This is a genomic window from Velocimicrobium porci, assembly GCF_009696045.1.
In the GTDB taxonomy this organism is placed as follows: Bacteria; Bacillota; Clostridia; order Lachnospirales; family Lachnospiraceae; genus Velocimicrobium; species Velocimicrobium porci.
This window is the reverse complement of sequence record NZ_VUMT01000014.1, coordinates 71,970-83,653: the sequence shown is the minus strand read 5'-3', so window position 1 is coordinate 83,653 and position 11,684 is coordinate 71,970. Positions and strand designations below refer to the sequence as shown.

The window sequence follows — 11,684 nt, the reverse complement described above, 5'->3', positions numbered from 1 at the left end:
GAATCGTATCATGCGATGGCACCCCATTCTTCAATTCGATATACTTTCGAAGATAATCCTGATAGTTTTCTGCAAACAATGCCATTTCGACCCAATCATCTGCATTTGCAAGTGTGGCAAAAAGCACAATTACGAGAATATCTTTTAGCTTGTGACGAACTTTTCTCTGTTGACGGTTATCCTCAATGTATTCCATCCAATCTAATAATTCCTGCATTTTCTAACACCCCTTTTCTTTTCATTTTACCAGAAAAGGGACGTGTTCACAATTTATTTACTCATGCGTTTGTCGTGGAGTTACCACTTAATGGGATTCACATTTTGCAAGAAATTGTTCTACAGCTGTAATCGCATTAGCTCCATCCGATGCAGCCGTTACTACCTGACGAAGTGGCTTTGTACGAATATCGCCTGCAACAAAAATTCCCGGTACATTTGTTGCACAATCTTCATCAGCTACAATATATCCTTTTTCGTCCATTTCAATCATTCCATCATAAATTGCAGTAATTGGTTCTGTTCCTACCGCAACAAATACTCCTTCAACAGGAAGTTCTCTTTCTGTTTTCGTTTCTATATCCCGTATTTTTATTTTCTCTACTACATCTTCCCCAACAATTTTTTCTACCACGCTATTCCGTAAAATTTCAACGTTATCCATAGAAAGTAGTGTACTAACAAGACTCTTCGCTGCACGAAATTCATCTCTTCTATGGATGACATAAACCTTTTTCGCAATTCTTGCCAAAAAAATAGCGTCTTCTATTGCAACATCACCACCACCAACAACTGCAACTTCTGCATTTCTAAAAAATGCGCCATCACAAGTTGCACAATAAGATACTCCCATTCCAGTTAATTTTTCTTCTCCCTCGACACCTAGCTTGCGATGCACTGCACCACCTGCTATAATAATTGTCTTCGCTGTAAAAGCTTCTCCATTTTCAAGCGTAACTACTTTATTTTTTCCATCCGCTTTAATTCCTGCAACCTCGCCCTCAACAAATTCTACGTTTAATTTGTCACAATGCGTACGAAAACGATTTGCCAATTCAAAGCCACTCATTCCCGGAAGTCCCGGATAATTGTCTACCTCATAAGTATTAACAATCTGACCTCCACTCATTGGTGCTTTTTCTATAATTATACTCTTAAGCTCTGCTCTTTTTGCATAGATTCCTGCTGCCAAACCGGCTGGACCTGCCCCTATAATAATCGTATCATATAAAATTCCCATGTCTTCACAATCCCTTTCTTTTTACTTTACACTTATTATACGCCAATTTTTATTTTTTCTATATGACTAACTCACAAAAAAAACTATATTTACAATACTTCTACACCAATCATAATAAAAATACAAATCAAACTTCCCAATACTAACGGCAAAGTGAAAAATGGCGCCTGCACTTCTTTTTCTTTTCCATTATTGAAAAAAAGAGCATTTAATTCTTCTTTTCTTCCTTGATTCTTAGCAATCTGTTTTAACAGGAAAAATGCCAAAATTCCGAAAAATACTACTACAATCCAATAATTGCACAGATACATTTTTAATTGTTCTTCTTCCAAAACCATTTCATTTGGAGCAGTTACAAATGCCATTTCTGACTGTATATATGCGGTTACCACAGATGTAGTATTTATTGTAAAATGCACAATCATAGATGCTATTATTGAATCACTGGCTTCTACCAGAACTGCAAAAATCATTCCCATTACAAATGCATAAACAAACTGATTCCAGTTCATATGCATCAATCCAAATAGAAAACCACTTATTAAAATTCCTTTTCTTGGATTTATTTTTCGGTATTCATTAAAAAAGACCCCTCTGTATATCGTTTCTTCCAAGATACAAGGTATCAGACCTACTGCAATAATTCCAACTGCCATTGGATAATTTTTTACAATTCCGTCAATTGTATTTTGAATCATATTTTTTGAAAATAACATTGACACGATATTTAAATATGTTAATAACGGAGTAATAAGATAGGAAAATAAAATCAAAAGAATCATTGTACTTCCTTTGATTCGATTAAACCGCAAACGTTCTTTTATATTCCCGCCACTTGATTTAAGATATAAGATTGCAGGTATCACATATAAAAGCTGTGCTGCAAGCAGACTAAATAATTCATTATCTTTGCCAACAGAGAAGGCTCCCATAAATAAGGAACCTCCTACTGCAAACATAACTGTTATCAAAAATATATTATTTACTTTTTTTATCTGACTCATTACTCTCCACCATTTACCATAAATTTTAGAAGTTTATCTACATCTTCCGGTTCATATGCAATTACTTCTAATTCACTGATAGAACCATCCGAAAATACTTTTGCAAGAGAAATATACTGCGACAATTTAGATTTTAAGTTTAAACGATCTCCTTCATCCGATACTAATTCCACTTTTCCCTTACAACTATCGATTACTTGAAAAAACTTATCAACATCTTTTATGTTTTTAATCTTCATATGATAACCTCCTAATTTTTTTAAGATGTTGGGGTCAAAAGATATTTTACCCCCTGATAACTACGGACGACTACGCACTTTGTGCTCCTGTCATTTTAATTTATTATACTATTTTTTTCCTGATTTCACTAGTTTTTTTTTCTAATAATGCTATAATTAGCTAAGAGTATTTATATCAGGAGGTTTTTATGTATACACTAAACAGTAGAATTCGTTATAGTGAAGTGGACCGCGAAGGATTCCTCACTATGACAGGACTCACCAATTATTTTCAGGATTGCAGTACATTCCAATCCGAAGATTTAAATATCGGGCTTTCCTATCTGAATAAAAACAATCGGGCTTGGATTCTCACCTCATGGCAAATCGTTGTTGAACGCTTTCCGCAGTTAGGCGAGCACGTAACTGTTGGAACATGGGCTTCCAAATTTAATGGTTTATATGGTAACCGAAATTTTATATTAAAAGATTCCAATGACCAGACATGTGCTTATGCTAATTCTATTTGGATTTATATGGATATGAACCGTTTACGTCCCGTAAGACTAACAAATGAAATCACATCCCCTTATAGCATTGAACCTCCATACCCTATGAATTATGAAAACAGAAAAATTACAGTTCCGGCTGATTGTCAGACGCAAACTGTAATTCCCGTTCTCCCCTCCTATATTGACACAAATAATCATATGAATAACGGACAATATATCAGAATAGCAGAAAGTTTCTTGCCTAATGATTTTCCAATCAGGCAAATGCGGGCAGAATATAAAAACTCTGCACATCTTGGAGATTTATTAGTTCCAAAAATCTCACAAGAAGACTCTCTCTTTACTGTAATACTTGCCAATAAGGAAGGGAAAATTTATGCAACTGTTGAATTTAAAGAAAGGAAACATATATGATAGAATTAGGAATAATACAAGAATTAGAAGTACTAAAAAAGACAGGTAATGGCCTTTACCTCCACCCAAAAGGTTCCACTGACCAAGAAAAAGTACTGCTTCCAAAAAATCAGGTTCCAGAACAATGTCAAATTGGAGATCTTTTATCCGTATTTATTTATAAAGATTCCGAAGACCGTTTGATTGCAACAACTCAGACTCCTCTAATTACACTTCATGAACTTGCAGTTCTGGAAGTTATTGAAACAAGCCAAATTGGTGCATTTTTAAACTGGGGACTTGCAAAAGACCTCTTACTTCCATTTAAAGAACAAACTCGTCGTGTAAAAAAAGGGGAACATGTATTGGTTAGTTTATACATTGATAAAAGCCATCGTCTGTGTGCTACAATGAATGTTTACAATTATTTAAAACCTAACCATCCATATAAGAAAGAGGATCATGTTACCGGAACAATATATGAAACAAGCAAAAATTTTGGTGCCTTTGTTGCTGTAGACAATCAATATTCCGGACTAATTCCCAAAAAAGAGCTTGTTTCACCGTTGGTACCCGGCGATATTGTACATGCCCGAATTACCTCTCTTCGTGAAGATGGAAAAATGAATTTAAGTTTACGTGAAAAATCTTACAAGCAAATTGGAAGCGACAGTGAACTTATCTATCAAGAATTAGTTAACCACAATGGTTTCCTTCCACTCCACGACAAAAGTTCACCAGAAGAAATAAAAAAAGTACTGCACCTTAGTAAAGCTTCTTTCAAGCGGGCAGTAGGTCATCTATTAAAAGAGAAAAAAATCGAATTGACAGAGAATGGAATTTGCCTTATTAAAAAGTAATCTAATACTAAAAAGGATAGCTGCATTGTTTTATTTAAACAATACAGCTATCCTTCTAATCTTTGGCGCAAAACCTTAACCGTTCTTTTTTAATAATTCCAACGTTGCAAGTAAAACGTCTTCATCTAGTGGTTTCGGAATCAAATATTTTAATCCGATACTTTTTACCTCTTCTAATGTTCCGGAATCACATAGTGAACTTAACATCATAATTTTAGCCTTTGGGTCTTCTTTTAACAAAATTTCGGCTGTTTCTAATCCACCGATTCCCGGCATTATAATATCTAATATAACAAAATCAGGATGAATTTCTTTATATTTTTCAATTCCTTCTTCTCCGTTTCTTGCATAGTCAATAACTTCGTAACCATGTTCCTCTACTACATCTTTAATTTGTTGAGAAGCAAATGGTGAATCATCAATAACTAAGATTGTCTTCTTCATTCTTAAGTCCTCCTTTGATTATCATCTTTCACTATCATAATGATATGTGATAGAAACATTCATCTTTCCATATTCACTATCAAAAAACAAGTTTTCCTGTTCGCCATCCAAAAACGGCTCCTCATAGGTTACATCACGAATATACTGTGGTACCGTCAATCTGGATGATTTTCCTACTTGATTGTTTATTTCTGACAATGCCCTGCCACATACAATATTTAGATATTCCATTATATACAGAATTCTTTCCGTTTCATCTAATTTTTTCCCTTTACTGATTGCATTCACTATGCCTCCCAGCAAATGGTCCTCTATCGCAATCTGGATATAGGATTCAAAAATACCTTTTGTACGAATAACAAACATTTTATAATCCTGTATAGTATCTTTATCGTCCAAACAATGCTCTAATATAATAGAAGAAAGGCTTTCTGTCAGTAATATAAACGCTCCATCAAAAGCTTGAAAAACATTGACGACTTTAGTTCTTATCACTGCCACCTCCTAATCCAATCCCAATACAACCATTTCTAATTATTTAAAAATCTCATCTTTGGATTTCCATCCGTCTTTTTCTTTTGAGCAGGTGCAGCATGGGTAGCACTTCCATAAGCACTTCCTAGTTGATTTGCTACTTTCTTTTTACATTCTTCACAATAGCGACCACTTAAAATTGTCTTTCCGCAGCACTCACATTCAATTCCAACTGCTGAACCTTCTGCAAATGTTAATCTTTCTTCGCGAACCCATTTTTTAATCATGTTAATTGATACATCGTTTTCTTCGGATACCTCTTGAATTCCTACACCCGGATGATCATATATATATTGTTTTACTACGGCAAATTTTTCTTCTAATTTTTTCGCACAGGCAGGACAAATTGGTGAACCACCTGATGTATAATTAAATAATCTGCCACATTCTCTACAATTCCTAACATCCATTTCTATTTCCTCCTTAAAATCCTTTTCCTATACAAACACTCAGAAAATATACCTGCTGTATCCCATGTTCTAACAATACATTTGTACATGCCTCTATTGTACTTCCTGTTGTATAGATATCGTCGACCAATATAATTTTTTTCAGAAAAAAGATATCCTTTTTTACCTGAAAAGCTCTTGCTAAATTTTTACGCCTCTCCACATCATTTAGTTCTTTCTGTGGCATTGTGTAATGCTGCCGATACAAAATATCTGTCCTCACCGGCACTTTTATTCTTGCACCGACTTCCTTCGCAATAAGCTCTGCCTGATTATATCCTCTGGCTTTTTGTTTTTGTTTATGTAATGGCACCGGAATTAACGCATCTGCATCAATTGACTGTACCCAATTACCATATTCTTCTGCTAAAGCTTTTCCATAAAACTTACTATATTCTTTTCTTCCATGATACTTAAAATCACCAATGGACTTTTTCATTATATCATCATAAATCCACAAAGCCATTCCTCTATCATAATGAAATAATCTTTTTTCACAATCATAACAATATTCCGTTTCTTCATTTAAAATAGGCTTACTGCATTTCATGCAACGGGGTTCTTTTATCGAATGTAATTTATTCTTACAAGTCTTACATACGTAATTGATTTTATCATCTGTAATATTGCCACATATTGGACATCTTGGTGGATATATTAAGTCCAATAGTTCCTCTACTACACTTTTTTCCAAACCTTTCTCCCTTACTTACCTTCAAATAACTGCTTTGGATATGCACCTTCTTCTACTAGTTTACGAAAAGCTTTCACTACATATTCCTTATCTTCTTTATATGTAACACCAAACCACTTGTCTTGTGTATCCAACACAGATACCTGTACAATATCTTCCTTAATCATATCACCAATAATAATAGGAAGTAAATATTCAGAATTACAACTATCTTTTTCACCAGCTCTTATTTCTTCCAAAAACTGTTGGAAACGAACTTCTAATTCATCCATAAATTCAGGAGTAAAGCCCCACATATTCATTGAAACCGGCTGTTCAAATGGAATTTTAAATCCATTCGCTTCTGCATGATCCTTTTTCTTTTCAATATTTTTTGTTTCCTCAATATCAATTAAAATATTTTTTTCATTTACCTTACAAACTCCTCTTGTAACAGTACCATGCTCACTAAGTGTATTTCCTAACCGAAATCCTGCCATACAAAAATTATACTTTTTATCGGAACTTCCTGGATTCTCCAAAAACTCCTTTATCCGCACAAATGCTTCTTTTCCATAATAATCATCTGCATTAATAACTGCGAATGGCTCATGAATCAACTCCTTACAACACAAAACTGCCTGTCCAGTTCCCCATGGTTTTGTTCGCTCTGCTGGTTGTGTATATCCTTTTGGAAGATCGTTAAGCTCCTGAATTACGTATTCTACTTCCACATACTTTGCCAAACGATCTCCAATTATTTCCTTGAAATCTTCTTCAATATCTTTTCTAATAATAAATATAACCTTTTTAAATCCTGCTTTAATTGCATCATATACAGAATAATCTAATATAATCTCCCCGCTTGTACCAACTGGCTCTAGCTGCTTTACTCCACCATACCGGCTTCCAATACCAGCAGCCATGACAACCAATGTTATTTTTTTCATAATACTTGTTCTCCTTATCTCTTCTTTCTAACCACTCTATTAATGAGATATTATTATAGAGTTATTATAACTCAATTTACGTCAAATTGCACTAACAATTTAGCTAAATCATTCCATTCATTTCTTCAATTCGCTTGTCTAAGCTTGTATATCGCTTCTGATTGTTCACATTTTCTATCATATATTTTATAACTTCACTATTTCCAACTAAAGTTACACAACTTTTTGCCCTTGTCACTGCTGTATATAAAATATTCCTTGTAAACAACATTCTGGGACCTGACAAAACCGGAATTACAACAGCAGGGTATTCACTTCCCTGCGATTTATGAACCGTAACTGCATATGCCAATTCCAGTTCATCCAAATCAGTAAAACGATATTCGACAAGCTTTTCTTCTTCAAATTGAACCGTCACAAGCTCTGCAAAAAAATTAATCTCTTTTATAATTCCACAATCTCCATTAAATACTCCTGTCCCCTTTTCAACGACAATTCCATAAGAGTTTGTTAGCTCCCATTCAAGCTGGTAATTGTTTTTTACCTGCATCACTTTATCACCCTCACGGAAAATTCCACCTGCAATTTCTTTCTCTTTCTTGCTTTCATCCGGAGGATTTAGGTACTGCTGTAATATTCTGTTTAACCGTTCCACCCCTAATTCACCTTTTCTCATCGGTGTTAAAACCTGTATATCATAAGGTTCCGCATGAACATAACGCGGCATTTTTTCTTGTATTAACTGAATAACTACACTTATAATCTGGTTCACATCCATACGCTGCAACATAAAAAAATCCATACTTTTATTATCAAGAGCAATTTGTTTCCCCTCGTTTATTTTATGTGCATTTAAAACAATGTCACTTTCCGCCGCCTGTCTGAAAATCTTTTTTAACTCTACAACCGGAAAACTTTTTGAATCAATAATATCCCTTAAAACATTTCCCGGTCCAACGGATGGAAGCTGATTGATATCCCCTACCAAAATCAAACGGGTACCGACAACAAGTGCCTTTAGCAAAGCATGAAACAGATAAATGTCAACCATCGACATTTCATCTATAATAATCACATCCGTTTCCAGTGGATTCGTTTCATTTCTCTCAAAGTGCATACCTTCACCATCTTCAACAGAAGCCTTTAATTCAAGCATCCGATGAATTGTCTGAGCTTCGTATCCTGTTGTTTCTGACATTCTTTTTGCAGCCCTTCCTGTTGGTGCTCCGAGCATAATGTCCATTCCCTCTGATTCAAATAGACGGATTAATGTATTAATTGTTGTTGTTTTTCCCGTTCCGGGACCTCCGGTAATAATAAGAACACCATTTCTACTTCCCTCCACTACTGCTGCCCTTTGCATTTCATCCAGCTCAATTTCATCTAATTCTTCAATCCCCAAGATTCTTCTTTCCATTGCCGGTATATCTACCTGATAGCTCAGATTAAGATCCAAAAGCATTCTGGCACAATTCATTTCCATATAATAAAGCGTTGAGTTATAAATGGCTTTCCCCTCTTCTGTTTCTTTCATTACTAATCTTTTGTCAAGTGCCATGTCGGTCAGGTGCTTTTCTATCTCCTCAATGGTAAGTCCCAATAATTCTGAAGCTTTCCGAATCAATAAGTCCTCTGGTACATACGTATGCCCGGATTGACTCGCAAGGCTAAGCGTATATATAATTCCAGCCTTCACACGAAAATCGGCATTCACATTGATTCCTGCTTTCCGTGCAATTTCATCCGCCAGCTTAAATCCAACACCTTTTATGTCCTCCGCAAGTCGGTACGGATTTTCTTTTAAAACATGGTATATCGTAGGTCCATATTCATTATATATTTTAAGCCCAAGACTATTTGAAATTCCGTACTGCTGCAAAAACATCATTGCATTCCGCATCTCCCGCTTATCTTCAAACTGCTCTGCAATTTCCCTGGCTTTCCTTTCACTGATTCCTTTTATTTCTGCAAGACGCTCTGGTTCTTCTTCAATGACCCGAAAGGAATCCAGCTTAAACTTTTTAACAATTCTTGCTGCCAAAGCCGGACCTACCCCTTTAATTGCCCCGGAACCTAAATAGCGTTCCATTGACACCGCATCTTCCGGCTCTTTCACCTGATAGCTTTCTACCTTTAGTTGCTCACCATACAGCTGATGTTCTACCAAAGTTCCGGTAACTTCTATATATTCCCCTTCATTAATAAAAGTAAATGTTCCAACACAAGTTAGTTCTTCTTGCTCTTGTGAAAGACTTAACACTGTATAACCGTTTTCTGCATTGCGAAATACAATCCGCTCTACATAACCTTCAAAGCTCTCTGCCACGTTCTATCTCATCCTCACAATTTTATAATTTATACTGAAAAAGCTGCAAAAGAAACCGTATCAAATCTGGTTCTTTTTGCAGCCTTGTTTATTATTGATTCCGTTTCATAGACTCATATAAAAGTTGCGCAAGTCCAAGCTGTCCGCTATCTGTTACTGACTCTGAATAAGTCTGTGTCAGCATATCTCCAAAATATTGCATATATTCATTGTCATCATCACTGCTATGTACGGTCTTTTTCATTTCCTTAAAAACCTGCTCTACAAAATAGGATTCAAAGCTTTTACACACTTCCATTAACTCTTCATCGTCTGCATTTGATAAATCTGAATTCGTCAGTGTGTCTTGCAATTTATCTGTTTTTGAGGAAATATCTGAAGCACTGTTTAAATAACTATTATATAATGTATTGCTATTAATCGAAATACTCATAGCCAATTCCTCCTATCAAGACTTCCACTAGCTTCTCAGATTATTTGCCTGTTGAAGCATTGTATCAGAAGCTGTAATAACCTTTGAATTCATTTCATATGCTCTCTGTGCAATAATCAAATTAACCATCTCATCGGCAGCCTGTACATTTGATGCTTCAATATACCCTTGACGTAATTCACTTTTCTTTAATACCGCTTCATTTGCTTCCCATCTCGCTGTCCCTGAAGCAGGTGATTCCTGATAAATGCTATCCGATACCTTATTAAGACCTGCCGGGTTATTGAACTGTACCAATCCGATCTGAACTCCAATTGGCTGAGCATTTCCTGTTGCATCAGGATACATTAGCCTTCCATTTGTATCCACCGTCAATTTACTTGGGGACATAGTAGAATCTAATACAATCGGTGCTCCATTTGTGTCCAATACCGGACGTCCACTTGAATCACATAGCGTAGTTCCAGATGTTCCTATTGACATCTGAAAATTTCCACTTCTTGTATATCCAGTACTTCCGTCTTCCATCTGTACTGCAAAAAATCCTTCCCCTGCAATTGCAAAATCCCAAGTTCCACCGGTTTCATTAATTGCCCCCTGTGTGAACTGAGAAGTGATTGCCGAGTTACGTACTCCAAGACCTACCTGCACACCAACCGGCTTTTCTTTTCCATTACTGTCAGTAGAAACTTCCTGAATTGTCTGATATAACAAAGACTTAAATTCAGCAGCTTCTTTTTTATAACCGGTTGTATTAATATTAGCCAAATTGTTTGCTATTGTATCTACATTTGTCTGTTGGGCTATCATACCGGATGCACCTGTCCATAATGAACGTACCATAAGCTATTCCTTCCTTTACTCTATACTACTATACTCTACCTACTGTGTTGACAGCTTTATCAAGCATTGTATCTACGGTTCTTATTACTTTCTGATTTGATTCATATGCTCTTGTAATTGCAATCATATCCACCATCTCGGATACCGCATTCACATTAGACTGTTCGGTATATCCCTGACGAATTAAGCCGGTTGCATCAACTTGAACTGCACCATCTAGCGGTTTATAGGACACATCTCCAACTTTCTCGAGATAATCGTAGTCTTCAAAGTCATACAGGTTTACTTTGTCTACTGCTGCTCCGTCTGCATAGATTGTTCCATCTTTTCCGATTACAACTTCAGCAGCATCAATCGGCACCTGAACATCTCCACTTTCTCCTTGGAGATAATTTCCATCTGCATCTGTAATAAATCCATTAGAGGTCATCTTAAAAGCACCATCTCTTGTATAACGAATAGTTTCTTTTCCATTCTTATCTACAACACGGACTTGAAAGAAACCTTTTCCTTCAATTGCCATATCATAAGTATTCCCTGTTGTTCTCAAAGAGCCCTGACCATAATCTGTATATACTTCACCAACTTTCACGCCTAAGCTCATCGTACCAATTGGCTTATCAAGATAACTTTCTGAACCATCTCTTATTTTAATTGTCAGCATCTCATCAAAAGACTGGTTCGTTACATTCTCTTCTTTGTAACCAACCGTAGCGGCATTCGCAATATTATTTGATATAATATCTAAGCGTTTCTGTTCATTTGACATTCCGGTAAATGCTGTATACAGACCTCTTAGCATAAGCCG

General features: G+C 35.8%; 15 protein-coding genes. 2 read left to right on the top strand and 13 right to left on the bottom strand.

From position 1 onward, the window contains the following. From FYJ58_RS10170 to FYJ58_RS10155, 4 genes are all read right to left on the bottom strand, one after another. Positions 1 to 217, bottom strand: a 217-nt coding sequence (locus tag FYJ58_RS10170) for a transposase family protein (RefSeq protein ID WP_205839225.1), incomplete at its 3' end; no start/stop codon positions are given. Between the two features lie 87 nt (positions 218 to 304). After that, the gene (trxB, locus tag FYJ58_RS10165) at positions 305 to 1,237 is read right to left on the bottom strand and encodes a thioredoxin-disulfide reductase (protein ID WP_154519621.1); all 933 of its coding nucleotides are present in this window, start codon (positions 1,235 to 1,237) and stop codon (positions 305 to 307) included. A gap of 89 nt (positions 1,238 to 1,326) precedes the next feature. Continuing rightward, complete coding sequence (locus FYJ58_RS10160) at positions 1,327 to 2,241, bottom strand: CPBP family intramembrane glutamic endopeptidase (RefSeq protein ID WP_154519620.1); 915 nt, start codon at positions 2,239 to 2,241, stop codon at positions 1,327 to 1,329. Beyond that, a complete protein-coding gene (locus FYJ58_RS10155; RefSeq protein WP_154519619.1) occupies positions 2,241 to 2,480 on the bottom strand; it encodes a polya polymerase in 240 nt (79 codons plus the stop codon). Before FYJ58_RS10155 ends, FYJ58_RS10160 begins: the two co-directional genes overlap by 1 nt. A 188-nt stretch (positions 2,481 to 2,668) precedes the next feature. On the opposite strand from FYJ58_RS10155, the gene FYJ58_RS10150 reads away from it, so the two are divergent. Together FYJ58_RS10150 and FYJ58_RS10145 are read left to right on the top strand one after the other, a co-directional pair. Further along, entirely contained in the window at positions 2,669 to 3,385 is a 717-nt protein-coding gene (locus tag FYJ58_RS10150) for an acyl-[acyl-carrier-protein] thioesterase (RefSeq protein WP_154519618.1), read from the top strand. After that, positions 3,382 to 4,224 (top strand): CvfB family protein, encoded by an 843-nt coding sequence (locus FYJ58_RS10145; protein ID WP_154519617.1) that lies wholly within the window; start codon positions 3,382 to 3,384, stop codon positions 4,222 to 4,224. The genes FYJ58_RS10150 and FYJ58_RS10145 overlap by 4 nt, the downstream gene beginning before the upstream one ends. Positions 4,225 to 4,299: 75 nt before the next feature. On the opposite strand, the gene FYJ58_RS10140 is transcribed toward FYJ58_RS10145, so the two are convergent. From FYJ58_RS10140 to FYJ58_RS10100, 9 genes are all read right to left on the bottom strand, one after another. Continuing rightward, positions 4,300 to 4,668: a response regulator gene (locus FYJ58_RS10140; RefSeq protein WP_154519616.1), complete on the bottom strand. Its 369-nt coding sequence runs from the start codon at positions 4,666 to 4,668 to the stop codon at positions 4,300 to 4,302. A 21-nt stretch (positions 4,669 to 4,689) separates the two neighbouring features. Beyond that, positions 4,690 to 5,163, bottom strand: a complete 474-nt coding sequence (locus FYJ58_RS10135; RefSeq protein WP_154519615.1) for a chemotaxis protein CheX — start codon at positions 5,161 to 5,163, stop codon at positions 4,690 to 4,692. A gap of 35 nt (positions 5,164 to 5,198) precedes the next feature. After that, positions 5,199 to 5,612 (bottom strand): flagellar protein, encoded by a 414-nt coding sequence (locus tag FYJ58_RS10130; RefSeq protein ID WP_154519614.1) that lies wholly within the window; start codon positions 5,610 to 5,612, stop codon positions 5,199 to 5,201. A 13-nt stretch (positions 5,613 to 5,625) separates the two neighbouring features. Then, a complete protein-coding gene (locus FYJ58_RS10125; RefSeq protein ID WP_154519613.1) occupies positions 5,626 to 6,345 on the bottom strand; it encodes a ComF family protein in 720 nt (239 codons plus the stop codon). A gap of 11 nt (positions 6,346 to 6,356) precedes the next feature. Further along, entirely contained in the window at positions 6,357 to 7,274 is a 918-nt protein-coding gene (locus FYJ58_RS10120; protein ID WP_154519612.1) for a nucleotidyltransferase family protein, read from the bottom strand. 103 nt (positions 7,275 to 7,377) lie between these two features. Beyond that, positions 7,378 to 9,600, bottom strand: a complete 2,223-nt coding sequence (gene recD2, locus FYJ58_RS10115) for an SF1B family DNA helicase RecD2 (protein WP_328597840.1) — start codon at positions 9,598 to 9,600, stop codon at positions 7,378 to 7,380. 91 nt (positions 9,601 to 9,691) lie between these two features. Beyond that, positions 9,692 to 10,033 (bottom strand): rod-binding protein, encoded by a 342-nt coding sequence (locus tag FYJ58_RS10110; protein ID WP_154519611.1) that lies wholly within the window; start codon positions 10,031 to 10,033, stop codon positions 9,692 to 9,694. A 27-nt stretch (positions 10,034 to 10,060) separates the two neighbouring features. Continuing rightward, a complete protein-coding gene (gene flgG, locus FYJ58_RS10105) occupies positions 10,061 to 10,876 on the bottom strand; it encodes a flagellar basal-body rod protein FlgG (protein ID WP_154519610.1) in 816 nt (271 codons plus the stop codon). A gap of 28 nt (positions 10,877 to 10,904) precedes the next feature. Continuing rightward, positions 10,905 to 11,678 carry a flagellar hook-basal body protein gene (locus tag FYJ58_RS10100; RefSeq protein ID WP_154519609.1) on the bottom strand — a complete coding sequence of 258 codons (774 nt, stop codon included), beginning with the start codon at positions 11,676 to 11,678 and terminating at the stop codon, positions 10,905 to 10,907. Positions 11,679 to 11,684 lie beyond the last annotated feature (6 nt).